This is a genomic window from Pseudomonas aeruginosa, assembly GCF_001457615.1.
In the GTDB taxonomy this organism is placed as follows: domain Bacteria; phylum Pseudomonadota; class Gammaproteobacteria; order Pseudomonadales; family Pseudomonadaceae; genus Pseudomonas; species Pseudomonas aeruginosa.
Genome location: NZ_LN831024.1, coordinates 5,479,907 through 5,504,124, shown reverse-complemented (window position 1 = coordinate 5,504,124; position 24,218 = coordinate 5,479,907). Strand labels below are relative to the sequence as shown.

At 67.3% G+C, this 24,218-nt stretch carries 17 protein-coding genes and 2 pseudogenes; 3 read left to right on the top strand and 16 right to left on the bottom strand.

Annotated elements, in window-relative coordinates; all coding sequences use genetic code 11:
- Nucleotides 1-5: 5 nt before the first annotated feature.
- From urtA to gcbA, 16 genes and pseudogenes are all read right to left on the bottom strand, one after another.
- Nucleotides 6-1,271 carry an urea ABC transporter substrate-binding protein gene (gene urtA / locus AT700_RS25335; RefSeq protein WP_003105144.1) on the bottom strand — a complete coding sequence of 422 codons (1,266 nt, stop codon included), beginning with the start codon at nucleotides 1,269-1,271 and terminating at the stop codon, nucleotides 6-8.
- A 424-nt stretch (nucleotides 1,272-1,695) separates the two neighbouring features.
- Nucleotides 1,696-2,289, bottom strand: a complete 594-nt coding sequence (locus AT700_RS25330) for a MarC family protein (RefSeq protein ID WP_003095417.1) — start codon at nucleotides 2,287-2,289, stop codon at nucleotides 1,696-1,698.
- 441 nt (nucleotides 2,290-2,730) lie between these two features.
- Nucleotides 2,731-5,559 carry a hybrid sensor histidine kinase/response regulator RetS gene (gene retS, locus AT700_RS25325; protein ID WP_003095412.1) on the bottom strand — a complete coding sequence of 943 codons (2,829 nt, stop codon included), beginning with the start codon at nucleotides 5,557-5,559 and terminating at the stop codon, nucleotides 2,731-2,733.
- Between the two features lie 103 nt (nucleotides 5,560-5,662).
- Nucleotides 5,663-6,952: a phosphoribosylamine--glycine ligase gene (purD, locus tag AT700_RS25320; RefSeq protein ID WP_048521703.1), complete on the bottom strand. Its 1,290-nt coding sequence runs from the start codon at nucleotides 6,950-6,952 to the stop codon at nucleotides 5,663-5,665.
- A gap of 103 nt (nucleotides 6,953-7,055) precedes the next feature.
- Entirely contained in the window at nucleotides 7,056-8,663 is a 1,608-nt protein-coding gene (gene purH / locus AT700_RS25315; protein ID WP_003105151.1) for a bifunctional phosphoribosylaminoimidazolecarboxamide formyltransferase/IMP cyclohydrolase, read from the bottom strand.
- A gap of 79 nt (nucleotides 8,664-8,742) precedes the next feature.
- Nucleotides 8,743-9,066, bottom strand: a complete 324-nt coding sequence (gene fis / locus AT700_RS25310) for a DNA-binding transcriptional regulator Fis (protein WP_003121116.1) — start codon at nucleotides 9,064-9,066, stop codon at nucleotides 8,743-8,745.
- Nucleotides 9,063-10,061, bottom strand: coding sequence for a tRNA dihydrouridine synthase DusB (gene dusB, locus AT700_RS25305; RefSeq protein ID WP_003095402.1), 999 nt, complete (start codon nucleotides 10,059-10,061; stop codon nucleotides 9,063-9,065). Before dusB ends, fis begins: the two co-directional genes overlap by 4 nt.
- A gap of 203 nt (nucleotides 10,062-10,264) precedes the next feature.
- Complete coding sequence (locus tag AT700_RS25300; protein ID WP_003161322.1) at nucleotides 10,265-11,542, bottom strand: DUF3426 domain-containing protein; 1,278 nt, start codon at nucleotides 11,540-11,542, stop codon at nucleotides 10,265-10,267.
- Between the two features lie 95 nt (nucleotides 11,543-11,637).
- Nucleotides 11,638-12,522 carry a 50S ribosomal protein L11 methyltransferase gene (gene prmA, locus AT700_RS25295; RefSeq protein WP_003107506.1) on the bottom strand — a complete coding sequence of 295 codons (885 nt, stop codon included), beginning with the start codon at nucleotides 12,520-12,522 and terminating at the stop codon, nucleotides 11,638-11,640.
- An 80-nt stretch (nucleotides 12,523-12,602) separates the two neighbouring features.
- The gene (locus tag AT700_RS25290; RefSeq protein ID WP_003112326.1) at nucleotides 12,603-13,469 is read right to left on the bottom strand and encodes an EI24 domain-containing protein; all 867 of its coding nucleotides are present in this window, start codon (nucleotides 13,467-13,469) and stop codon (nucleotides 12,603-12,605) included.
- A 110-nt stretch (nucleotides 13,470-13,579) separates the two neighbouring features.
- A complete protein-coding gene (accC, locus tag AT700_RS25285) occupies nucleotides 13,580-14,929 on the bottom strand; it encodes an acetyl-CoA carboxylase biotin carboxylase subunit (RefSeq protein WP_003095391.1) in 1,350 nt (449 codons plus the stop codon).
- A gap of 17 nt (nucleotides 14,930-14,946) precedes the next feature.
- Complete coding sequence (gene accB / locus AT700_RS25280) at nucleotides 14,947-15,417, bottom strand: acetyl-CoA carboxylase biotin carboxyl carrier protein (RefSeq protein ID WP_003110495.1); 471 nt, start codon at nucleotides 15,415-15,417, stop codon at nucleotides 14,947-14,949.
- 23 nt (nucleotides 15,418-15,440) lie between these two features.
- Nucleotides 15,441-15,884: a type II 3-dehydroquinate dehydratase gene (gene aroQ / locus AT700_RS25275; RefSeq protein WP_003095385.1), complete on the bottom strand. Its 444-nt coding sequence runs from the start codon at nucleotides 15,882-15,884 to the stop codon at nucleotides 15,441-15,443.
- 143 nt (nucleotides 15,885-16,027) lie between these two features.
- A pseudogene (locus AT700_RS25270) lies at nucleotides 16,028-17,802 on the bottom strand (protein-disulfide reductase DsbD).
- Nucleotides 17,803-17,961: 159 nt separating this feature from the next.
- Nucleotides 17,962-18,477 (bottom strand): annotated as a pseudogene (gene ctpL / locus AT700_RS30640) (methyl-accepting chemotaxis protein CtpL); the annotation flags it as partial.
- 1,535 nt (nucleotides 18,478-20,012) lie between these two features.
- Nucleotides 20,013-21,641, bottom strand: coding sequence for a diguanylate cyclase GcbA (gene gcbA / locus AT700_RS25260; protein WP_003106227.1), 1,629 nt, complete (start codon nucleotides 21,639-21,641; stop codon nucleotides 20,013-20,015).
- Between the two features lie 352 nt (nucleotides 21,642-21,993).
- On the opposite strand from gcbA, the gene AT700_RS25255 reads away from it, so the two are divergent.
- The 3 genes from AT700_RS25255 to AT700_RS25245 all read left to right on the top strand — a co-directional run bounded on the left by AT700_RS25255 (nucleotide 21,994) and on the right by AT700_RS25245 (nucleotide 24,178).
- The gene (locus AT700_RS25255; RefSeq protein ID WP_003106226.1) at nucleotides 21,994-23,064 is read left to right on the top strand and encodes a DUF2333 family protein; all 1,071 of its coding nucleotides are present in this window, start codon (nucleotides 21,994-21,996) and stop codon (nucleotides 23,062-23,064) included.
- Between the two features lie 3 nt (nucleotides 23,065-23,067).
- Entirely contained in the window at nucleotides 23,068-23,604 is a 537-nt protein-coding gene (locus tag AT700_RS25250; RefSeq protein ID WP_003095369.1) for an NUDIX hydrolase, read from the top strand.
- Nucleotides 23,605-23,806: 202 nt separating this feature from the next.
- A complete protein-coding gene (locus AT700_RS25245; RefSeq protein ID WP_003106225.1) occupies nucleotides 23,807-24,178 on the top strand; it encodes a translation initiation factor Sui1 in 372 nt (123 codons plus the stop codon).
- The last annotated feature ends 40 nt before the right edge of the window (nucleotides 24,179-24,218 follow it).

Here is a 24,218-nt window from a genome sequence, read left to right as displayed (position 1 = left end):
AGAACTCAGTTGCTCTTCAGCGCATGCTCCGGCTTCTTCTCGTTACCCGGGATGAACGGGCTCCAGGGTTGCGCGCGAAGCGGCTCGGGGGTCTTCCAGACCACTTCGAACTGGCCGTCGTCCTGGATCTCGCCGATCATCACCGGCTTGTGCAGGTGGTGGTTGCTCTTGTCCATGACCAGCGTGTAGCCGGATGGCGCCTTGAAGCTTTGCCCGGCCATCGCCTCGCGAACCTTGTCGACCTCGGTGCTGCCGGCCTTTTCCACGGCCTGCGCCCACATGTGGATGCCGACGTAGGTGGCTTCCATGGGGTCGTTGGTCACCGCGGTGCCGTAGTTCGGCAGGTTCTTCGCCTTGGCGTAGGCTTTCCAGTCGGCGACGAACTTCTCGTTGACCGGATTGCTCACCGACTCGAAGTAGTTCCATGCCGCGAGGTTGCCGACCAGCGGCTTGGTGTCGATGCCGCGCAGTTCTTCCTCGCCTACGGAGAAGGCCACCACCGGTACCTCGGTGGCTTCCAGGCCCTGGTTGGCCAGTTCCTTGTAGAAGGGCACGTTGGAGTCGCCATTGACGGTGGAGACCACCGCGGTCTTGCCGCCTGCGGCGAACTTCTTGATGTCGGCGACGATGGTCTGGTAGTCGCTGTGGCCGAACGGCGTGTAGACCTCCTGGATGTCCTTGTCGTCCACGCCCTTGCTGTGCAGGAAGGCGCGCAGGATCTTGTTGGTGGTGCGCGGGTAGACATAGTCGGTGCCGAGCAGGAAGAAGCGCCTGGCGCCGCCGCCGTCCTCGCTCATCAGGTACTCCACCGCCGGGATCGCCTGCTGGTTCGGCGCCGCGCCGGTATAGAAGACGTTCGGCGAGAGTTCCTCGCCCTCGTACTGGACCGGGTAGAACAGCAATCCGTTGAGTTCCTCGAACACCGGCAACACCGATTTGCGCGACACCGAGGTCCAGCAACCGAAGACCACCGCGACCTTGTCCTGGGTCAGCAACTGGCGGGCCTTTTCCGCGAACAGCGGCCAGTTCGACGCGGGATCGACCACCACCGCCTCCAGCTTCCTGCCGTTGACCCCGCCCTTGGCGTTGATCTCGTCGATGGTCATCAGGGCCATGTCCTTCAGCGAGGTCTCGGAGATCGCCATGGTCCCGGACAGCGAGTGGAGGATGCCGACCTTGATGGTTTCGGCGGCCTGGATGGACCAGGACAGGCCCATGGAAGCGATGGACGCGGACAGCGTGAAGGCCTTGAGCAGACTGCGACGTTTCATTGGTGTTGTTCTCCATTCACCAGCGGTCGGGGCGGCAGTTTTCAGGAGGCGTCGTGCTTGTCGTCGGGCATCCGTCCGGTGGACGGCGGGGTGCGCACTGCGGCCTGGATCTCTTCGTCGAGGCTCCAGAGCAAAGGCTGTGCCTCTTCTTGGCGCTGGCCGGTATCGGTCGGCGAAAAGGCGCCGCGAGTCGCCAGGGAAGCATGCCGAGCAGGTCTGGCTATGCCGGGGAAGGCTGCGTTTTCAACGGGTTTTCGCCGGATATCGACGGAGAAGGCGCCGTGGGCTCCGGAAGGGGAGGCGTCGCGCTGACCTCCCTCCTTGCCGCCGGCGGCGCGTCCATGGGTACGCCGTCGCTCCGTCCTGGCACCACCGCGGTGCGTCAGGGCGCGGCATCCAGGGCGTCCGCCTCAGGCTGGTGCGCTCAGCCTGGGAACAGCGAACCCTTCAGGCCGGTGACGATGATCTGCGCCGCCAGTGCGCAGACGAACAGGCCCATCAGGCGACTGACGATCTGTAGCCCCTGGTCGCCAAGCAGGCGTTCGATGCGGTCGGAAAGATAGAGCGTGGTGCCGAGGGTCAGGCAGGCGAGGAAGATCGCCACCAGGGAGATCAGCTTGGCCTCCCAGCCCTGGCCGACGCCCATCACCAGCAGCGCGCCGATGGTGCCGGGGCCGACGGTGAGAGGAATGGTCAGCGGGACGATGGTCACGTCCTGCTGCACGTTGTCGCTCTGCACCGCCGCGCGGCCCTGGGCCATGCCCAGCGCGGAGATGAACAGCACGCTGCCGGCGCCGATGCGGAAGGCGTCGGCGGTGATACCGAAGAGGATGAAGATGTAGCGGCCGAACAGGTACAGCGCGACGCTGGCGATCAGCGCCGCCAGGGCCACCCGCCAGGCCATGCGCTTGCGGTCGCGCGGGCCGAAGCCGCGGCTGAGGCTGATGAAGCAGGACAGCACGAAGAAGGGGCTATAGAGCACCAGCATCTTCAGGTAGACGCTGAACAGCAAATGCATGGAGGCGCTTCCGGTCCGGGTGTGGGCATGAGCATAGCGTGCGACGGGCCGGTGCGATGTCCGGCGGGTTGGCAATATGCCGGTTCGCGTGGCATGTGACAACGAGGCCGGATGTCGGCGGATAACGCCGTTGGCGTCATGCGCCCTACGGGAGCCGGGACCACCGGGGCGTAGGGCGAATAGCCGCTTGCGGTTATCCGCCGTGGCGGAAATGGCGGTATCGGTGGCGTTATGCGCCCTACGGGAGGCGGGACCACCGGGGCGTAGGGCGAATAGCCGCGTGCGGTTATCCGCCGTGGCGGAAATGGCGGTGTCGGCGGATAACGCCGTTGGCGTCATGCGCCCTACAGGGGCGGGACCACCGGGGCGTAGGGCGAATAACCGCGTGCGGTTATCCGCCGTGGCGGAGGCCGGGTGCAGCGCCGGAGCACGTCGCTGCCCTCAGGAGGGCAGGGCGTCGCCCTGGCGGCGGCGATCGCGTTCGCCGACCCAGTAGGCGATCAGCTCACGCAATTGCGACAGCTCCACCGGCTTGGCCATGTGCCCGTCCATGCCGACCAGCCGCGCGCGTTCCTTGTGTTCGCTGAGGATGTGCGCGGTGAGCGCCACCACCGGGGTATGCGGGCGCTGTTCGTGGGCTTCCCAGGCGCGGAGCTGCTCGGTGGCGGAGAAGCCGTCCAGAACCGGCATCTCGCAGTCCATCAGCACCAGGTCGTACTGGGTCGCCTTCATCGCGCTGAGCGCCTCCTGGCCGTTGCTGGCGGTGTCCGGCTGGAGGTTGAGCTTGTTCAACATGCCGCGGATGACCTTGGTGGAGATGCTGTTGTCCTCGGCGACGAGGATCCGGAAGTCGCTCGGCAGGCTCGGCGCCTGCGCTTCCTTGGCCGGTTGCAGGTAGTTGGTGACGCCGCTGACGCCGCGCTGGGCGAGTTCGTCGGCGAGGGTCGCCTTCAGCGTGTAGCCGGCCACCGGCTTGGCCAGGATGCGCTTGATCCCGGCGTTGCGGGCGATGATCTTGCTCGGCGCGTTGCTGATCCCGGTGAGCATGATCAGCAGGATGTCGTGGTTGAGGTTGGGGTCTTCCTTGATCTTCGCCGCCAGTTGCATGCCGGTCATGCCGGGCATGTCCTGGTCGAGCAGGACCACGTCGAAGTACTCGCGCAGGTGCGCCTTGGTGCGCAACTGGGCCAGCGCCTCCTTGCCGGACGACACCGCGCTGACGTTCAGGCCCCAGCCGCTGCACTGCTGCACCAGCACCTTGCGGCAGGTTTCGTTGTCGTCCACCACCAGCAGCCGGGCGCCCTGCAGCGGGCCGTCGAGGTCGGCGGTGGGGTTCTCCAGCTGCTGCGGGTCGAGCGGCAGGGTCAGCGACAGGGTGGTGCCCTGGCTGCTGCCGGACTGGATGCCGAACTCCCCGCCCATCAGCCGCACCAGTTGGCGGGCGATGATCAGGCCGAGGTGGCTGCCGAGCTTGCTGGCGGAAAGGAAGTCGCCGCTGTGCAGCTCGGCGGTGAGCAGCGCCTCGCGCTCCTTGGCGTCGAACGGGTGGCCGCTGTCCTGCACGGCGATGCGCAGGCGTGGCGTCTCGCCCTGGTCGTCGAGGGCCACCACCAGCAGGATCTCGCCTTCCTCGGTCTGCTTGAACGCGTTGTCCAGCAGGCTCAGGACCACCTGGCGCAGGCGCGTCGGATCGCCGCCGATGACCCGCGGCACCTGCGGCTGGGTGAAGCTGATCAGCTCGATGCGCTGCTGCTCGGCCTTGACCCGGAAGATATCCAGGCAGTCCTCGATCAACGCGTTGAGGTCGAACTGCACTTCGTCCAGCTCGATCTGCCCGGACTCCAGCTTGGAGATGTCGAGGATCTCGTTGATCAGCGTGAGCAGCTCGTTGCCGGCGCTGTGGATGGTCTGCACGTAGTCGCGCTGCTTCGCCGACAACGGGGTGCCGAGGAGCAGTTCGGTCATGCCCAGCACGCCGTTCATGGGCGTGCGGATCTCGTGGCTGATCTTGGCCAGGAACTCGGCCTTGGTCTGCAATTCCGCGGTGTGCGCCGCCTCGCTGGTGCGCTGTTGCAGGTTGAGCTGCTGGATCAGCCGCTGGCGTTCGGTGAGCGAGACGCTCAGGACCAGCCCGGCGAGGGTGGCGAAGCTGAACACGCCGAGCACCAGCCAGCCCGGATCGAGTTGCTTGGTGCCGAACAGTACCGGCAGGAACACCATGAAGCCGGCGTTGAACACGATCATCCCGGCAACGATCAGGCGCGCCGGCTGGTAGCCGCGATACCAGTGCCAGGCCGCGATCAGCGGGACGCTGAGCGAACTGAGGATCACCAGCAGGTAGATCAGCCAGCTGAACCAGAGTTGCTGGGTGAAGGCGATGATCGCGCCGACCGCCAGGATCAACAGCGCCTCGCCTTGCAGGAGGCGGTTCAGGCGGCTTTCCGCAGTGCCGCGGAAGAAGCTGCAGGCGAACCACAGCAGGCTCACCGCGGCGCCGAGGGCGCCGAGGTCGGCGGTCAGCGACTGGTTGAACTTGAGTCCCGGCAGCCAGAACGCCACCAGCCCCAGGTTCGCCGCGGCGCAGACCGCCAGCGCCGCGTGCACCGCCGCCAGCCACAGGCTGCTGGCGCTGCGCGAGTAGGCGAAGCGGATCAGGTTGTACATCAGCAGCAGGAGCATGCCGCCGAGCAGCATGCCGAAGGCGTAGGCGGGCTTCTCCAGGCCGACCAGGCCGGCTTCGTCGATCTGGTCGAACCAGGCCATCAGCGGATGGTTGGAGGTCATCCGCACGTACAGGGTCATCGGCTTGCCGTCGACCGGCAGCGAGAACAGGTAGGAGCGCGAGGGCAGCGGGCGCTCCTGGAACGGTCGCGACTCGCCGGTGTGCTGGTCCCGCACCAGTTGGCCGTCCTGCACCAGGTAGTAGTCCAGGTACTGCACCCGCGGGGCGAAGATCCATAGCCAGCTCGGCACCTTCTGCGCGGGAAGCTGGACCTGCAGCCAGACCGCCTGGGGGCTGGCGGGGAAGATGAAGGAGCGCTTGGCCAGCGGGCGGAACTGCTCCTTGCGCTGGAGGACGTCGGCGATCCGCAGTTGCGCGCTCTCGTCGCGCAGCAGGCGCCAGTTCTGGTTGACGCTGGGGGTGGTGGCGGTGGTTTGCAGGGGAACGCTGGAAACGCCGGCGTCGTCCGCGACCGCCGGCGACATCGGACCGAGCAGAAGCAGCAGGAAGCTGACGAGTAGTCCTATGGCGATCCGAAGCCGTACCACGGCGAAGTCCCTTCGAAGGTGAATGGCCGGATTATAGCCAAGTGGCCGTGGCAACGGCATAGGCCGCGGAAGCGCCGTGCGGCGCCCGCGGCTTCGGGCCCGGTCAGGACTCGCCGCGCTCGCGGGCGATGGCACGGTAGCCGATGTCCTTGCGGTAGAAGCAGCCGTTCCAGCGGATCTTCTCGGCCAGGCGATAGGCCTGTTGCTGGGCGGCGGACACGCTCTCGCCGATGGCGGTGGCACAGAGCACGCGGCCGCCGGAGGTGACCACCTGGCCATCCTTCAGCGCGGTGCCGGCGTGGAACACCTTGCCCTCCAGCGCGGCGGCCTCGGCCAGGCCTTCGATGACCTCGCCCTTGGCGTAGTCGCCCGGATAGCCGCCGGCGGCCAGTACCACGCCCACGGTCGGACGCGGGTCCCAGGTCGCCTCGACCTTGTCCAGCGCCTTGGCCAGGGCGGCCTCGACCAGCAGGACCAGGGAGGACTCCAGGCGGACCATGATCGGCTGGGTTTCCGGATCGCCGAAGCGGCAGTTGAATTCGATGACCTTGGGCGCGCCGCTCTTGTCGATCATCAGGCCGGCATAGAGGAAGCCGGTATAGACGTTGCCTTCCTCGGCCATGCCGCGCACGGTCGGGTAGATCACTTCGTCCAGCACCCGCTGGTGGACCTCGGCGGTGACCACCGGGGCCGGCGAGTAGGCGCCCATGCCGCCGGTGTTCGGCCCGCTGTCGCCATCGCCGACGCGCTTGTGGTCCTGGCTGGTGGCCATCGGCAGCACGTTCTGGCCGTCGACCATGACGATGAAGCTGGCCTCCTCGCCATCGAGGAACTCCTCGATCACCACGCGCGAGCCGGCGTCGCCGAAGGCATTGCCGGCGAGCATGTCGCGCACGGCGGCTTCGGCTTCGTCCAGGTTCATGGCGACGATCACGCCCTTGCCCGCGGCCAGGCCATCGGCCTTGATGACGATGGGCGCGCCCTGCTCGTGCAGGTAGGCCAGGGCCGGCTCGACCTCGGTGAAGTTGCGATAGGCGGCGGTGGGGATCCGGTGGCGGGCGAGGAAGTCCTTGGTGAAGGCCTTCGAGCCTTCCAGCTGGGCGGCGCCGGCGGTCGGGCCGAAGATATCCAGGCCGCGCTCGCGGAACAGGTCGACCACGCCTGCCACCAGCGGCGCCTCGGGACCGACGATGGTCAACTGGACGTTCTTCGCGGCGAAGTCGGCCAGTTGCTCCAGGGCCAGCACGTCGATGGCGACGTTCTCGCACTTGGCTTCGGTGGCGGTGCCGGCGTTGCCCGGGGCGACGAAGACCTTCGCCACGCGCGGGTCTTGGGCGACTTTCCAGGCCAGGGCATGTTCACGACCGCCGCTGCCGATGATGAGTACGTTCATGGGGTTCTCCTGGCGCAACGGCGGGTAACGCGCCGCGTTATCCGCCCTGCGTGAAATTCGTGGGTAGGGCGGCTGGCCGCATCGCGCTCAGCCGCCGTGATACTCAATGGCGGAAATGGCGCATGCCAGTGAACACCATCGCGATATCCGCCTCGTCGGCCGCCGCGATCACTTCGTTGTCGCGCATCGAGCCGCCCGGCTGGATCACCGCGGTGATGCCGGCCTTGGCCGCGTTGTCGATGCCGTCGCGGAACGGGAAGAAGGCGTCGGAAGCCATCACCGCGCCTTTCACTTCCAGGCCGGCGTGCTCGGCCTTGATCGCGGCGATCCGTGCGGAGTTGACCCGGCTCATCTGGCCGGCGCCGACGCCGACGGTCTGGCGGTTCCTGGCGTAGACGATGGCGTTGGACTTGACGAACTTGGCCACCTTCCAGGCGAAGATCAGGTCGTGGATCTCCTGCTCGGTGGGCGCGCGGCGAGTGACGATCTTCAGGTCCTCGGCCTTGATCATGCCGATGTCGCGGCTCTGTACCAGCAGGCCGCCGTTGACCCGCTTGAAGTCCCAGCCCGGGGCGCGCTCGGCTGGCCATTCGCCGCATTCGAGCAGGCGTACGTTGGCCTTGGCGGCGACCACCTCGCGGGCGGCGGCGGAAATCTTCGGCGCGATGATCACCTCGACGAACTGGCGCTCGACGATGGCCTTGGCGGTTTCGCCGTCCAGCTCGCGGTTGAAGGCGATGATGCCGCCGAACGCCGATTCGCTATCGGTGGCGTAGGCCAGGTCGTAGGCCTTGCGGATGCCGCCTTCGTCTTCCGGCACCACGGCGACGCCGCAGGGGTTGGCATGCTTGACGATCACGCAGGCCGGCTTGAGGAAGCTCTTCACGCATTCCAGGGCGGCGTCGGTGTCGGCGACGTTGTTGAACGACAGTTCCTTGCCCTGCAACTGGATGGCGGTGGAGACGCTGGCCTCGCCCTTCTTCGCCTCGACGTAGAACGCCGCGCTCTGGTGCGGGTTCTCGCCGTAGCGCATTTCCTGGGCCTTGACGAACTGACTGTTGAAGGTGCGCGGGAAGGCGCCGCGGTCGGCGGTGCCTAGGGTATCGCGGGTCTGGTCGATGGTACCCAGGTAGTTGGCGATCATGCCGTCGTAGGCGGAGGTGTGCTCGAACGCCTTGAGGGCCAGGTCGAAACGCTGGGCGTAGGTCAGGCCGCCGGCCTTGAGGGATTCGATCACGGCGGCGTAGTCGCCGGCATTGACCACGATGGCGACATCCTTGTGGTTCTTCGCCGCCGAACGGACCATGGTCGGTCCGCCGATATCGATGTTCTCGATGGCGGTAGGCAGGTCGCAGTCGGGCCTGGCCACCGTGGCCTCGAAGGGATACAGGTTGACCGCCACCAGGTCGATCGGCTTGATGCCGTGCTGCTCCATGACCGCGCCGTCCAGGTCGCGGCGACCGAGGATACCGCCATGCACCTTCGGGTGCAGGGTCTTCACCCGACCGTCCATCATTTCCGGGAAGCCGGTGTAGTCGGCCACTTCCACGGCAGAGATGCCGTTGTCCCGGAGCAGCTTGTAGGTGCCGCCGGTGGAAAGGATTTCCACGCCGAGGGCGACCAGCTCACGGGCGAAGTCGACGACGCCGGTCTTGTCGGAAACGCTGATCAGCGCGCGGCGGATGGGCAGGCGGGTGGTTTGGTCGGTCATTGCAAGGGTCCTGAGGGCTGGCTTCCGGCCGCGGGTGCCGGCCGGGACGCGCGCCCTTGGCCGGAGCCCGCCGCCGCTCTTAAAGAAGATCGTATTGCTTGAGTTTCTTGCGCAGGGTCCCGCGGTTCAGGCCGAGTAGCTCGGAGGCCTTGGTCTGGTTCCCCTTGACGTGGTTCATGACGGTTTCCAGCAGCGGCGCTTCGACTTCGCAGAGCACCATGTTGTAAACGTCCGTGACCGGCTGCCCTTCGAGGTGGGCGAAGTAGTTGTGCAATGCCTTCTCCACGCTGTCGCGCAGGGTCTGCCCTTCTTGCGTCGGCGTGGTGAGGTGCTGTTTCAGGTTGGCGTTGTCGCTCACGGGCGTTGTTCCACTCACTAAAGTCTCGGTCGTCATCGTTGTCATGCGGCCACCCCTGTTCCGTTGTTCTGGCGCTCGGCGAAGAACTGCCTGACGCTGGCGCACTGCGCATCCGTGTCCTGCAAACGATTGAACTGGGCGCGGAATTCCCTTGCGCCCGGCAGAGTCGCGAGATACCACCCCACATGCTTGCGGGCGATCCGCACACCCATTTCTTCCCCATAAAAAAGGTGCAGCTCCGCGAGGTGTTCGAGCAGGATGCTCTGCACTTCGGGAAGCGGCGCCGCCGGCAGGTGCTCGCCGGTCCGCAGGTAATGGTCGATCTCGCGGAAAATCCACGGTCTTCCCTGGGCGGCCCGACCGATCAGCAGGGCATCCACCCCGGTCTGCTCGATGACTTTCCTGGCCTTTTCCGGCGAATCGATGTCGCCATTGGCGAACACCGGTATCGACACGGCCTGCTTGATCGCCGCGATGGTCTCGTACTCCGCCTCCCCGGTGTACAGGTCGGCGCGGGTCCGGCCATGCACCGCAAGAGCCTGGATCCCCGCCTGTTCGGCGAGCTTCGCGACGGTGACGCCGTTACGGTTGTCCCGGTCCCAGCCGGTCCGGATCTTCAGGGTGACCGGTACGTCGACCGCCCTGACCACGGCATCGAGGATCTCGGCGACCAGCGCCTCGTCCCGCAGCAGGGCGGACCCCGCTGCCTTGTTGCATACCTTCTTCGCCGGGCAGCCCATGTTGATGTCGATGATCTGCGCACCGAGTTCCACATTGCGCTGCGCGGCCTCGGCCAGCATGGCCGGATCGCCGCCGGCGATCTGCACCGAGCGCGGCTCGTCCTCGCCATCGTGGATCAGGCGCAGGCGCGACTTGCGGCTGTTCCACAGGCGGACGTCGCTGGTCACCATCTCCGATACCACCATCCCGGCGCCAAGGCGACGGCAAAGCTGACGGAACGGACGATCGGTCACCCCGGCCATCGGCGCGAGGATCAGTCTGTTGGGCAGTGTATATGGGCCGATGCGTACCACCGACATGGGGCTTCCCTGTCTTGCGGTGCTGCGAAAAAAGGGAGGGCATGATACCCGCTCTGGATGACCGGATAAAGGCTGTTTTGGATAAATTCTGAACAGCCGATTCCTTAGTTCTTACAGTTGGAAGACGAGCGGCACTTGCGCCTGGCGCTCCGCGCGAGCGGGTGGGCGTAGCGGCCCGGCGGCGACCGGCGAGGTCTTTCCGGTCACTCCGGGGAATGGAAGCTCAGGCTGTAGTTCACCGCCTTCGGACCCGGGTCGAGGATGTCCAGCGACACGTGGATCGGTACCTGCGGTGGCATTTCCGTTCGTCCGGCCAGCTCGCCGCCGAGGTACTCGCCGGGCTTGAAGCGGCGATTGGCGATGAGGTGGCCGTTGAGGTCGGCGAAGCGCAGTTCCAGCAGCGGGAACGGCTGCGAGAAGCTGGCGCGATTGTAGATGATCGCGTCGACCACCAGCGCGCCGCTGAATTCGGGATGGCTGCGGACCACCAGGTTGCTGCTCCTGATCTGCTCCACGTCGACCTTGGAGGGAAGGGTGCAGCCGATTTCCGGGCAGAGCTGGGCGAACCAGGGGCGATAGGCGTCCTGGCGCGCCAGTTCGTCGAAATGGTAGGCGATGTACTGAGCGGCGAGACCGCCCAGCGCCAGCAGGATCAGCAGCAGCCAGCCGAGACGCCGCGGCCATTGGCGCCGGGGCTTCTCCCAGGCCAGTTGCAGCGGCTCGTCGCGCAACTGGTCGAGACTCTCGACCGGCGCCTCGTCCGGTTTGCGGGCGCTGCCCAGGGGCGCGACGGACTGTTCCTCGGCGCTTTCCTCGTCGTCTTCATCCAGGGCGCTCAGGCCGTGGCGGCGCTTGCCGAGGCTGGGCTCGTCGTCATCGTCGTCATCGAGGCTGAGGCGAAGTTCCGGCGGATCCTCGGCGCGGCGCAGCGGCACGAAGGATACCCGCTCTTCCGCCAGCGGTTCGCCGAGGCTCGGTTCCTGGCGCGGATTGCCGCGCGCCGGCTGGGCCGGTTCGGCATCGGCGATCAGCGCCTCGGCCCAGCGTTCGTCATGTGGATCGCGTTCGTCGTCGCGGCGCGCCAGCAGGCTTTCCGCCGGTCGCGGGGCCTTCTCGATGCTGGAGAATTCCTGGTTCAGCTCGAATTCGTCGAGCTTGGCCAGTTCCTCGTCGAGGTTGAGGCTGTCCAGGTCGAGGTCGTCATGGATCCACAGGGTTTCGTCGCGCGGGCGCGCTGCCGGGGGCGCGGCCGAGGTGGCGGCCGCGACGCTGGGCGCGGGTGGCGGAGCGGCGGCCGGCTTCGCTTCGGCTGCCGAAGGAGCGTTCGCGCGCGGCGCGCCACCGACCTGGTGTTGCAGGGCGTTGAAGACTTTCAGGCAGGTGCCGCAGCGGACCGCGCCATTGGCGGCGCCCAGTTGCGCGTCGTTGACGCGGAAACTGGTGCTGCAATGGGGACATTGGGTGATGACGCTTTCGCTCATGCGGCGATCCGTAGGGAAAATCCGGCGGCTAGTCTACCCCAAGCTTCTTGCACGAAGGCAGTGGGGCGGGATCAGTGGTGGCTGGCGGCGCGCCATCAATCGGCGCGGCGGCGGCCGCTGATGCGGATCCAGCCTTCGCGCTCGGCGGTCGGGTCGAGATCGAAGTGTGCGGAGTAGGCCGCGCGGACCTCCGCGGCCTGCTCGGCGAGGATGCCGGACAACGCCAGCAGGCCGCCGGGACGTACCAGGCCGGTCAGTTGCGGGGCGAGGGAAACCAGCGGGCCGGCGAGGATATTGGCGACCAGCACGTCGGCCTGTCGCTGCGGCAGGTCCGCCGGCAGGTAGACAGGGAACCGCGCGGGCTCGATACCGTTGCGCGAGGCATTGTCGCGCGAGGCTTCCAGGGCCTGTGGATCGATGTCGGTGCCGACCGCCCGTTCGGCGCCGAGCAGCAGCGCGGCGATGGCGAGGATTCCCGAGCCGCAGCCGAAGTCGAGCACCTGCCGGCCGGCCAGTTCCTGGCCGTCGAGCCATTCCAGGCACAGCGCGGTGGTCGGGTGGGTGCCGGTGCCGAAGGCCAGGCCCGGATCGAGCAGCAGGTTGACCGCGTCCGGCTCGGGGGCGGCGTGCCAGCTCGGCACGATCCACAGGCGGCGGCCGAAACGCATCGGCTGGAAGTTGTCCATCCAGCTGCGTTCCCAATCCTGGTCGGCGATTTCCTCGACATGGTGCTCGGGCAGGTCGCCGCCGGTAAGCAAGGCGAGGTGGGCGAGCAGGGCGGTCTCATCGGTGTCCGCTTCGAACAGCGCCAGCAGGTGGGTGCGCGACCACAGCGGGGTGGTGCCGAGGTCCGGCTCGAAGATCGGCTGGTCTTCGGCGTCCATGAAGGTCACGGAGACGGCGCCGACTTCGAGCAGGGCGTCTTCGTAGGTTTCGGCCTGTTCCGGGGTGATGGCCAGGCGAACTTGTAACCAGGGCATGGGGCGACCTCTGTTGCGGCTGTAAACGAAACGGGCCGCCCAGGGGCGACCCGTTTTCCACCGCGCAAGCTTACTTGAGGCTAGCCGGCGCTGCCACTCTCTGCCGTGGCCTCGCCGCGCAGTTGCGCCAGGCCGCGATTGGCCAGGTGGCAGGTACCGCCGCCGAGCACCGCCGGCAGCAGCAGGTTGAGCAGCGGCACCAGCGCCAGGAGCAGTATCAGCAGGCCGAACAGCAACAGGCTGCCGCGGCGAGCACGAAGCACGGCGAGCTGCTCGCCGGCATCGGCCAGCCCGGCCAGCGTGGCGGGCAGCAGGAAGCGGATGTTCAGGTAGGCCAGCGCCAGCAGCAGGAGTACACCGTTGTAGAGCGGAACCAGCAGGCCGACCAGGATCGATCCGGAAACGCCCAGCCAGGGTGCCAGGCGGAAGCCGGCGGCACGCCACAGCGAGATCCTTTCGCCGGAGGCAGGTGCCAGTCGCGGGTAGCGTTGGCGGACCTGTTCCTTCAGTTGTCCGAGCAGGCCGATGCGCAGGCCCAGGCGGATGCCGAAGACGATGCTGGCGGCGTACAGGGCGACGAAGAACAGCGCGGCATAGCCGACGAAATAGAACGCCAGTTGCGCCAGTCCCGCCAGGCCGTTGAAGGCCGCCAGCGGATCGAAGTACGGGCCACCGCTGCCGGCCTCGATCAGCGAGCCGCTGGGGATCAGGGCGAAGTTGGCCACGCTGAATGCCGTGTACAGCGCGGCCCAGCCGCAGAGGCGGATGATCGGTTCGAAGAAATGCACGAACAGCCAGGTGCACAGCACGCTGACGAGAATGCACAGGCTCGCGGAGCGGAAGAGTGCGGCGGGTTGCAGGCTTTCCCTGAAACCCAGGGCGAAGCAGGTCGCGGCCTCGGTCGCGGCGGCCAGCGATTGGCGGTACCAGCGGCGGATGCGTTCCATGCAGGAGTCCGGTGGTGGAGGGGCGACGAGGATAGCACCGTTGGGGCGGCCGGCAGGCGGAAACGACAAGGGCCGCCCGGAGGCAGCCCTTGTGCGCAGCGACTGACGGATCAGTGCTTGTCCATACCCAGTTTCTTCTCCAGGTAATGGATGTTCACCCCGCCCTTGCAGAAGGCGGCGTCGCGCACCAGGTCCTTGTGCAGTTCGGTATTGGTCTTGATACCGTCGACGATCAACTCGTCCAGGGCATTGCGCATCCGCGCCAGCGCCTCGTCGCGGTCGGCACCGTAGGTGATGACCTTGCCGACCAGCGAGTCGTAGTTCGGCGGCACGCTGTAGCCGCTGTAGAGGTGCGAGTCGACGCGCACGCCGTTGCCGCCGGGGGCGTGGAAGTGCTTGACCTTGCCCGGGCTGGGCATGAAGGTCTTCGGGTCTTCGGCGTTGATCCGGCATTCCAGCGCATGGCCGCGGATGACCACGTCCTCCTGGCGGATCGAGAGCTTCTCGCCGGAGGCGATGCGCAGCATCTCCTTGACGATGTCGACACCGGTGACCATCTCAGATACCGGGTGCTCCACCTGCACGCGAGTGTTCATCTCGATGAAGTAGAAGCGGCCGTTCTCGTAGAGGAACTCGAAGGTGCCGGCGCCGCGGTAGCCGATCTCGATGCAGGCCTGGACGCAGCGGGCGAAGACTTCCTGACGGGCCTTCTCGTCGATGCCGGGGGCCGGCGCCTCTTCGATCACCTTCTGGTGGCGGCGCTGCAGGGAGCAGTCGCGGTCGCCGAGGTGGATGGCGTTGCCCTGGCCGTCGGAAAGCACCTGGACTTCCACGTGGCGCGGGTTGGTCAGGAACTTCTCCAGGTAGACCATCGGGTTGCCGAACGCCGCGCCGGCCTCGGTGCGGGTCAGCTTGGCCGACTTGATCAGCTCGGATTCGTCGTAGACCACGCGCATGCCGCGACCACCGCCGCCGCCGGCGGCCTTGATGATCACCGGGTAGCCGACCTCGCGGGCGATCGCCAGGGCGGTTTCTTCATCTTCCGGCAGCGGGCCGTCGGAGCCCGGCACGGTGGGGACGCCGGCGCGCTTCATGGCGTCCTTGGCCGAGACCTTGTCGCCCATCAGGCGGATCACCTCGGCGGTCGGGCCGACGAAGGTGAAGCCGGAGCGTTCGATCTGCTCGGCGAAGTCGGCGTTCTCGGCGAGGAAGCCGTAGCCGGGGTGGATCGCGGTGGCGCCGGTGACCTCGGCCGCGGCGATGATCGCCGGGATCTGCAGGTACGACTGGGTGGCCGGGGCCGGACCGATGCACACCGATTCGTCGGCGAGCGACAGGTGCATCAACTCGCGGTCGGCGGTGGAGTGTACCGCCACCGTCTTGATCCCCAGCTCCTTGCATGCGCGAAGGATGCGCAAGGCGATTTCGCCGCGGTTGGCGATCAGCACTTTTTCCAACATCGCAGGTTCCCCGCGGCTTAGACGATGGTGAACAGCGGCTGGTCGAACTCAACCGGCTGGCCGTTCTCCACCAGGATCGACTCGATGGTGCCGCTAACTTCGGCTTCGATGTGGTTCATCATCTTCATGGCTTCGACGATGCACAGGATGTCGCCTTTCTTCACGCTCTGGCCGACTTCGACGAAGTTGGCCGAGGTCGGCGAGGCGGCGCGGTAGAAGGTGCCGACCATCGGCGAGCGAACCACGTTGCCGTTCAGCTTCGGCGCGGCCGGGGCGCTTTCCGCGGCAGCGGCGGCCGGAGCGGCGGCTGCCGGCGCCGGCGCGGCGACCGGAGCGGCGAAGGCCGGAGCCTGTGCGTACACCGGCTGGGCGGCGGTCTTGCTGTGGCGGCTGATGCGTACCGACTCTTCGCCTTCGCGGATTTCCAGCTCGTCGATACCGGACTCTTCCAGCAGCTCGATCAGTTTCTTGACTTTACGAATGTCCATTAGCGCTAGCACTCCCAGTGAGGTCAGGGGCGTTGAAGTTGTTCAAGGGCGGATTCCAGGGCCAGGCGGTAGCCTGTGGCGCCGAGACCGCAGATCACCCCTACCGCCACGTCGGAGAAGTAGGAGTGATGCCGGAAAGGTTCACGTTTGTGCACGTTCGACAGGTGCACTTCGATGAATGGGATGCTCACCGCAAGCAGCGCGTCACGTAACGCGACGCTGGTATGGGTGAATGCCGCCGGATTGATGATGATGAAGTCCACGCCTTCGTCGCGCGCGGCATGGATCCGGTCGATCAGTTCGTATTCGGCGTTGCTTTGCAGATGCAGCAGGTGGTGGCCGGCTTCGCGGGCGCGGCGCTCGAGGTCCTGGTTGATCTGCCCGAGGGTGGTCGAACCGTAGGTGCCGGGCTCGCGGGTGCCCAGCAGGTTCAGATTCGGCCCGTGCAATACGAGGAGGGTCGCCATTGTCTTGTTGATTGTCCTGTACAGGCTGCAAACGGCAAGCGGGCACTATGCCGGAATTTCCGTATGACTGTCCAGTCACTGTTAGATTGCAGTAGATCGCCGCATGTTGACCGGCAATTGCGGCAGAAGTATGTCAGCGCATGTCACTGCCGGGTAGCGGCCCGGCGCAGTCGTTCGGCGAGCCCGGCGGCGTCGATCTCTCCGATGACGCGCAAGTCGCTCCATTCGTCACCGCCCGGGGCGAAGAACAGGATCGCCGGCGGACCGAACAGGTTGTAGCGGTCCAGCAGGCCGCGCTGGGCCGGGTTGCTTTCGGTGATGTCGAAGCGCAGCAGGCGGTAGGCCGGCAGTCGTGCCTGCACCGTGGGATCGGTGAGAACCTGGCGCTCGATGACCTTGCAACTGATGCACCAGTCCGCATACCAGTCCAGCAGCACCGGCTTGCCGGCCTGACGTGCCTCGGCCAGGGCGGCGTCCAACTGCGCCGGGGTGGTCAGGTTCTGCCATTCGCCGGGCGTGCTCGGCGGCCCGGCATGGATCGACGGCACCGAGCGGCCCAGCGGATGGATCGGGTCCGACTCGCCCTGCAGGGCGCCGATCCAGGCGGCCACCGCGTAGGTCAGGAACATCAGGCCAAGCAGTTGCAGCAGGCGGCGTGCGGCGCTCTTCGGGGTGAATTCGAGGGCGCCCAGGGCCAGGCCGGCGCCGCCGGCGAGCATGCCCCAGAGCATCAGCGCCACCGGGCCGGACACCACCCGCTCCAGCAGCCACACGGCGACCGCCAGCAACAGCACGCCGAAGGCGTTGCGCACGCCATTCATCCAGGCTCCGCTCTTGGGCAGCAGGGCGCCGCCGCCGGCGCCGAACACCACCAGCGGCGTACCCATGCCCAGGCCGAGGGCGAACAGTTGCAGGCCGCCCCCCCAGGCATCGCCGCTGGCGCTGATATAGAGCAGCGAGGCGGCCAGCGGGGCGGAGACGCAGGGCGAGACCAGCAGGCTGGAAAGCACGCCGAGGGTGGCCGCGCCGAGGATCGAGCCGCCGCGCGCATCGCCGGCCAGGCGGTCGAGCGGTTCGCGGATGAAGCCGGGCAGGCGCAGCTCGAAGAAGCCGAACATGGCCACGGCGAACAGCGCGAAGAACGCCGCGAATGGCACCAGTACCCAGGGCGACTGCAATTGCGCCTGGAGATTGAGGCTGGCGCCGAACATGCCCATCAGCGCGCCGAGCAGGGCGAAGCAGAGCGCCATCGGCAGCACGTAGGCGAGCGACAGGACGAAGCCGCGACCACCGCCCGGCCGGCCGCGCAGGACCACTCCGGAGAGGATCGGCAGCATCGGCAGCACGCAGGGGGTGAAGGTCAGGGTCAGGCCGGCGAGGAAGAAGAACAGCAGGCTGCGCTTGCCCTTGTGCTCGAGCGGGCCCTTGCCGGCCGCGTCGCTCTCGGCTGGCGGCGCGGCACCGCCGTCGATGTCGAAGCGCCTGGTTTCCGGGGGTAGCAGAGGCCCTTGTCGGCGCAGCCCTGGTACGTCACCACGAGGGTATAGGGCTGCCGGGCCGGGTTGTTCAGGGGAATCTTCAGGTCGACGATGTTGTAGTAGACCTCGGTATCGCCGAAGTACTCGTCGTGGTGCTGCTTGCCCGCCGGCAGCTGCACCTGGCCGAGGCTGACCTGGGCTGGCTCGACCTTGAACTGGAAGCGGTGGCGGTAGAGGTAGTAGCCCTCGGCGTTGACGAAGCGCAGCAGCACGTGCTGCGCGTCGCTGCGCTCGACGCTGGGCTTGAACGCCTGGTCGACCTTGAGGAAGCCGCCGCCATCGAGGCCGCCGCCGAGGGAGGCGCCGGGACGGCTGTCGAACAGGCCCGCGCCGGCGGGCAGGGCGACCAGCAGGAGGATCAGGGTCAGCAGGCGGCGCATGGATATCTCGTCGGATCAAAAGCCGGAATGATAGCGGAAAGCCGGGCCCGATCGAGCCCCGTGCGGCTGATCAGGTCCTGCCCCGGTTCCGCTGAGCGGTATCCGACCGGTCCGAAGCCAGACGGTTCCTCTGGCGCCTTGCGGCACGTCGCCGCAGGGTCACAGGCGGAAGGCCTGCACCGTGGTGCGCAGGTCGCCGCCCAGTTGCCGCAGTTGCTCGCCCTGTTCGCGGCTATGGCCGATCAGCCGCAGGTTTTCCCCGCCCAGGGCGTGGATGCGTTCGCTGTGCGAGCGAATCTCGCCGACCGCCTGGCTCTGCTGGGTCGAGCCTTCGGCGATGCGTTCGGCCATCACGCCGATGGTATGGATCGCGGCGACCACTTCGTCCAGCGCGCCTTCCGCCGCGCCGGCCTGTTCGGCGGTGCGTTCGGCATGCTCGACCTGGCTGCGCATGGCCTCCACCGATTGCCGCGCGGCCTGTTGCAGGCGGCCGATGAGCTGCTGGATCTCCTCGGTGGCGCCGGCGGTGCGCTGGGCCAGCGAGCGGACTTCCTCGGCGACCACGGCGAAGCCGCGGCCCTGGTCGCCGGCGCGGGCGGCCTCGATGGCGGCATTGAGGGCGAGCAGGTTGGTCTGTTCGGCGATCGAGCGGATCACCGTCAGCACGCTGCCGATGGTCGCCGACTCCTCGGCCAGGCGCTCGATCGACTGGGCGTTGCCTTGCACCTCGTCGACCAGCTCGCGCAGGCCGCCCAGGCTCTCGCCGATCACCCGCTGGCCATGCTCCACTGCCTGGCCTGCGCTGCGACTGGCGTCGGCGGTCTGGCTGGCGTCTCCGGCGACCTGCTGGATCGCCGCTTCCATGTCGCCGAGGGCGTCGCGGATCTGCCCGGTATCGCCGGCCTGGCGCTCGACCCCGGCGTGCAGGCCGCTGCTGACCTCGGCCAGGGTCTGGCTGCTGCCGGCGACCTGTTCGGCGCGGCGGTGGATCGCGCCGACCAGCTCGGCGAGGAAGCTGCGCAGGCGGTTCAGCGAATCTTCCAGGTTGCGCAGGTCCTCGGTGCGGGTACGCAGGGATATGGGGCGCGAGAAGTCGCCGTCGGCCCAGGCCGAGAGCGCCGGCACCAGTTGCCCGAGGACCCGCGCCAGGCGTCTTTGCAGGCTGTCGATGGCGAGGGCGATGAGCAGGATCAGGGCGATCATCCCACCCTGGATCAGGCGTACCTGGCCTTGCAGGCGCTGGCGTTCGCCGCGCACCTGCGGTTCCAGGGTGGCCAGGGCCTGGCGCACCGCGTCCAGTCTGGCGCCGGTGTCGGCGGACAGTTGCTGGCGACGCTCGATCAGGTCGCGGGTGCGGCGCAACTCGTCCGGATAGCGTTGCAGCAGGCTGGCGAGTTCGCGCCGCAGCGCCACGCCGCGGTCTTCGGCATTGCCGGCGCCAGCCTCGGCGTCGCCGGCCAGCCCCATCATGGCGGCGAAGTCGTCGCTGGCCGAGCGTTGCTCGTCGAGCACGCCGAGCAGCGGCAAGGCCTCGATCCGCCCGGCCTGCTCGCGCAGGTTGGCCAATTCGCGCTCGACGTCGCCGGCCAGGGCCGGGTTGGCGCTTTCCACCAGCTTGGCGCGGGCCAGGCTGAGGCGGGTCAGGTGCAGGCTGGCGAGCAGCAGCGGGGTGCGGTAGGCGCCGGCCTGGGGCTGCCCCGCCGCGGCGTCCAGGTAGGCGGACCATTGTTCCAGGTTGCCGGTGAGGTCGCGCTCGGCCTGTAGCAGCAGGCCCTGCGGGTCGCCGGCGAGCTTGCCGGCGGCGAGCAGGTCGCCGGCACTGAATTCGCGCAACTCCGCGAGGCTTGGCGCGAGGGTCCGGGCGAGGTCCGGCGGTAGCTCCGGCAAGGCCTCGGCGAGGCTTTCCAGGGCTTGCAGCGCGGCCTGCTGGCGCACGGCGTCGCCGCTGCCGAGGTACTGGCGGATGTTGCGCGCGACCTGTTCGTCGAAGCGCTGCGACAGCTCCAGGTACTGGTCGAGCAACTGGAAGGGCCGCTCCATGGCGCGTTGCGACCACCACAGGGTGATTCCCAGGGCGAGGCAGACGGTGAGCAGGAGCAGGGTGTTGAGGTTGGTGAGTTGCTTGAGGCGCATGGCGAGTCTCGTCCGACTACGGAACGGCGAGACCGCAGGTTATTTCCGTTCGGTTACCGGCTGATGGCAAAAGGCCATTATCGAGCGTCGGGACGATATACCTCGATCCGGTTGCGCCCGCCGTGCTTGGCCCGGTACAGCGCTTCGTCGGCCTGCTTGGCCATGCTCTTGATATCGAGGTCCGGGGTCAGCTCGGCGATGCCGCAACTGAAGGTGCAGCGCAGGTCGGTCGGTTGCGCCGGGTAGTGGATCTCGGCGAAGCGCTGGCGAATCTCGTCGAGCACCAGGCGCGCGGCGTCCAGGTCGGTGTCCGGAAGGACCACGGCGAACTCTTCGCCGCCATAGCGGCCGATGTGGTCGGTCTTGCGCAGGCGTTGCTTGAGGAACAGCGCCAGGCCCTTGATCACCCGGTCGCCCATGGGGTGGCCGAAACGGTCGTTGACCTGCTTGAAGTGGTCGATGTCGAGCATCGCGAAGCTCAGCGGACGGCCATCGCGACGTGCGCGCAGACGGGCGTCCTCGAGCAGTTGCAGGGTATGGGTGTGGTTGTACAGGCCGGTCAGGCTGTCGCGCACCATCCGCGCCTTCAGGCTGCGCGCGCGGCTGGCGCGGGTGCGCACGGTGGCGATCAGGTGGCGCGGGCGGATCGGCTTGGTGAGGAAGTCGTCGCCGCCTTCGCTCATGGCGTCCAGCTGCTTGTCCAGGTCGTCCTCGGCGGACAGGTAGATGATCGGCACGCTGACGTGGCGCTCGTGCTGGCGGATCACCTTGGCCAATTCGGTGCCCAGGCACTCGGGCATGTACATGTCGAGGATGATCAGGTCGGGCTGGAAGTCGCTCAGCTCGGCCATCACCGACAGTGGCTCGGTGAGTGCGCGGGTGATGATCCCGGCGCTGTTGAGGACCATCTCGGTGTGCAGCGCCTGGGCCCGGGAGTCGTCGACGATCAGTACCCGGTAGGGCTCGTAGAAGCTCAGGCGGCTGAGGGTCTCGATCTTTTCCAGCACGCTGGAGGCGTCCAGGGTGCCGGTGAAGAATTCCTGGCCGCCGGCACGGGCCGCGGCCAGGCGGGTCGGTGTGTCGGTCTCGCTGTCGCTGAAGAACAGCACCGGCAGCTTGTGTTCGAGGCCGGCCTGGGCCTCGCTGGCCAGTCGCAGGCCCATGTCGGGGCCGGCGAAATCGACTTCCATGACGATCGCCGCCGGGTAGCGTTCGCGCATGCTGGCGCGGAAGGCGTCGGCGGTCTCGCAGCTCAGCGCCTGCAGACCGAAGAATTCCAGTTGCTGGGCCAGGCGCTCGGCGCGTTCGCGGTCCTTCAGTGCCAGGTAGACCGGTTTGCGCAACGGCGGCAGGACGGTGTGCTCGAGCTGGTCGCCATGCCGCAGGCCGGTGCGCGACAGGCGCTGCATCAACTGGTTGAGTTCGCTGATCGACTCGCTGGAAAGCCGGCCGCGGTTGGCCTCGACGACGTCCAGGGTACGGTCGATGGCACCGGCCAACTGGGCATGCTCGGCTTGCTCGAAGCGTTCGGCGTAGCGCTGCAGGCGCAGGGTGGCGTCGGCCAGTTCTTCCATGCCGTCGCTGTTCCACTCCGCGCGGGTCAGGCGTTGCCAGACCTCCAGAACCTGGCGCGCCTGGTTGATCACTCGCTGGGCGAAGTGGTGCTTCAGGCGGTCCAGGGTCGGGTCATCGTGCTCGGTCATCATGACGCGCTTCTTTCGTGGTCTTCGCGGCAGAGCGTCGCTGCGAATGATGGCTCTATGCTATCACCTATCGCCATGAAAGCCAGCGGCCGTTGGGCGGCTGACGAGAGGAGCCTTTTCTTTTCCAAATGTCATCCCCACCTGTTGGTGGGTGCCTTTGTGCGACGGACTACGGCATGCTTATGCCTGTTTCGGAAAATTCTCACTGAGCATTCCGGCACAAAACCGGCTTCCACTACGCTGAAAGCCGACGATGCCGAGGTTTTCGGCGTCCTGGAAGGGTTGGCGCTTGGCACGGAACGCGTTCGCCATGGTCCAATCCCCCATCTATCGAGCTGTTTTAAGGACCCTTGCCATGCTGGACTGGAAGAAGCGTCGTGGGACCATGCGCGATCGCGTGGACAATTCCGTGGATGATGTGCGTACCTACTTCGGCGGCCCCTGGCTGGTGCGCGTGGTGGGAGGCCTGCTGGGCATCTACCTGCTGGTGGCGATGCTGGTCGGCTGGTACTGGAGCCAGGAACCCGACCTGTTCCCCGTGCAGCAGGACGCCCAGGCCGCCGCCGAGCGCGCCGGGCGGCAGATGGTCACCGGCTACACCACGGTGGAGACCCTCAAGGAAGTAGTCGATACCCTGCTGACCAAGCCGGGCGGCTACATCTCCAACGACATCTTCCCGCCGGGCATCTGGATGGACAACATGCCCAGCTGGGAGTATGGCGTGCTGGTCCAGGTGCGCGACATCAGCCGGGCGCTGCGCAAGGATTTCGCCCGTTCGCAGTCGCAGTCCACCGAGGACGCCGACCTGGCTCGCGCCGAGCCGCGTTTCAACTTCGACAACAAGAGCTGGGCGCTGCCGGCGTCCGAGTCGGAGTACCAGGAAGGCATCAAGTCGCTGGATCGCTACCTGGCCCGTCTGTCCGACCCGAACCAGCCCAACGCGCAGTTCTATGCCCGCGCCGACAACCTGAACAACTGGCTGGGCGACGTCGCCACCCGCCTGGGCTCGCTGTCCCAGCGCCTGTCGGCGAGCGTCGGCCGGGTCAAGCTGAACACCAACATCAAGAACCCCGAAGAGGTACAGCCGGGCGAGGCGCCCAAGGTCGAGGAAGTGGTCCAGGAAACCCCCTGGCTGCAGATCGACAACGTCTTCTACGAGGCCCGGGGCCAGGCCTGGGCGCTGTCGCACCTGCTGCGCGCCATCGAGGTCGACTTCGCCGACGTGCTGGCGAAGAAGAACGCCACGGTCAGCGTGCGGCAGATCATCCGCGAACTGGAGGCCGCGCAGGAGCCGTTGTGGAGCCCGATGGTGCTGAACGGCAGCGGCTACGGCATCCTGGCCAACCACTCGCTGGTGATGGCCAACTACATTTCCCGCGCCAACGCCGCGGTGATCGACCTGCGCCAGCTGCTTTCCCAGGGCTGACCCATGGCCGCGCCGATCAGCGCCGAAGAGGTGGCCCACCGGGCCGCCTCCGACGCCGAACTCATCGCCTGGGTCGACGAGCAGGACCGCCCGCTCGGTAGCCTGCCGCGCGCGGAGCTGCGCGAGCGCGGGCTGATCGGTCGCGGCACCTTCATCCTGCTGTTCAACTCCGCCGGCGAGCTGTGCGTGCAGCGCCGGACCCTGAGCAAGGCGGTCTATCCCGGGTACTGGGACCTCGCCGCCGGCGGCATGGTCCAGGCCGGCGAGCCCTACGCCGACTCCGCCGCCCGCGAACTGGAGGAAGAGCTGGGAATCCGCGACGCGGTCCTGCGCGAACATGGTCGCTTCTTCTTCGACGAACCGGGCAACCGGCTCTGGTGCGCGGTGTTTTCCGCCGTCTCCGATGCGCCCTTGCGCCTGCAGGCGGAGGAAATCTCCGAGGCCCGCTTCATCCGTCCCGAACTGGCGCTGGAGGAGGCTCGCAGCCTGCCGTACTGCCCCGATTCCCTGCAGGCGTTGCGCCTGTACCTGGACGCCTGAGCCGCGGATGTCGCCATTTCACCGATCAATGGCGCATTTTCGCTCTTAGCATTTGCTCGCAATGCTGCTAAATTGCGCGACCTTTTCGGGCGGTCCCCATGCCGCCCTGCGCAGCCCCTGCCTGAGTGGGGCGTCGCGGTCGGCTCCCGCCGGCCATCGTTGTTGACCTGGCCCGTCGAGGCCATTCTGGGGGAAACGCCCGGTGGTCAAAAAAGCTTCGTCCCTGTCCGCCCTCGGCGGGCTGGTGTATTCCACGGATGGCGGCCGGCATTGCCCGGACTGCCAGCAACCCAAAGACGCCTGCATCTGCGGGCAGGCCGTAGCGCCTGTCGGCGACGGGATCGCGCGCGTGCGCCGCGAGACCAAGGGCCGCGGCGGCAAGACGGTGACCACCATCAGTGGCCTGCCGCTCGCCGGCGATGCGCTCAAGGAGCTGGCCAGCGCGCTGAAGCGGCGCTGCGGCACCGGCGGCAGTCTCAAGGACGGCGTGGTGGAGATCCAGGGCGAGCATGTCGAACTGCTGATCGACGAACTCCTCAAGCGCGGTTTCAAGGCGAAGAAGTCCGGCGGCTGACCGCGTTCTCCCCTGCAGAGAGCGGGCAGGTCCGGCACCG

Coding starts and splice junctions, on each gene's coding strand:
- urtA (WP_003105144.1), bottom strand. CDS start 1,271: ATGAAACGTCGCAGTCTGCTCAAGGCCTTCACGCTGTCCGCGTCCATC.
- AT700_RS25330 (WP_003095417.1), bottom strand. CDS start 2,289: ATGCATTTGCTGTTCAGCGTCTACCTGAAGATGCTGGTGCTCTATAGC.
- purD (WP_048521703.1), bottom strand. CDS start 6,952: ATGAACGTACTCATCATCGGCAGCGGCGGTCGTGAACATGCCCTGGCC.
- purH (WP_003105151.1), bottom strand. CDS start 8,663: ATGACCGACCAAACCACCCGCCTGCCCATCCGCCGCGCGCTGATCAGC.
- fis (WP_003121116.1), bottom strand. CDS start 9,066: ATGACAACGATGACGACCGAGACTTTAGTGAGTGGAACAACGCCCGTG.
- dusB (WP_003095402.1), bottom strand. CDS start 10,061: ATGTCGGTGGTACGCATCGGCCCATATACACTGCCCAACAGACTGATC.
- AT700_RS25300 (WP_003161322.1), bottom strand. CDS start 11,542: ATGAGCGAAAGCGTCATCACCCAATGTCCCCATTGCAGCACCAGTTTC.
- prmA (WP_003107506.1), bottom strand. CDS start 12,522: ATGCCCTGGTTACAAGTTCGCCTGGCCATCACCCCGGAACAGGCCGAA.
- AT700_RS25290 (WP_003112326.1), bottom strand. CDS start 13,469: ATGGAACGCATCCGCCGCTGGTACCGCCAATCGCTGGCCGCCGCGACC.
- accC (WP_003095391.1), bottom strand. CDS start 14,929: ATGTTGGAAAAAGTGCTGATCGCCAACCGCGGCGAAATCGCCTTGCGC.
- accB (WP_003110495.1), bottom strand. CDS start 15,417: ATGGACATTCGTAAAGTCAAGAAACTGATCGAGCTGCTGGAAGAGTCC.
- aroQ (WP_003095385.1), bottom strand. CDS start 15,884: ATGGCGACCCTCCTCGTATTGCACGGGCCGAATCTGAACCTGCTGGGC.
- gcbA (WP_003106227.1), bottom strand. CDS start 21,641: ATGATGACCGAGCACGATGACCCGACCCTGGACCGCCTGAAGCACCAC.
- AT700_RS25255 (WP_003106226.1), top strand. CDS start 21,994: ATGCTGGACTGGAAGAAGCGTCGTGGGACCATGCGCGATCGCGTGGAC.
- AT700_RS25250 (WP_003095369.1), top strand. CDS start 23,068: ATGGCCGCGCCGATCAGCGCCGAAGAGGTGGCCCACCGGGCCGCCTCC.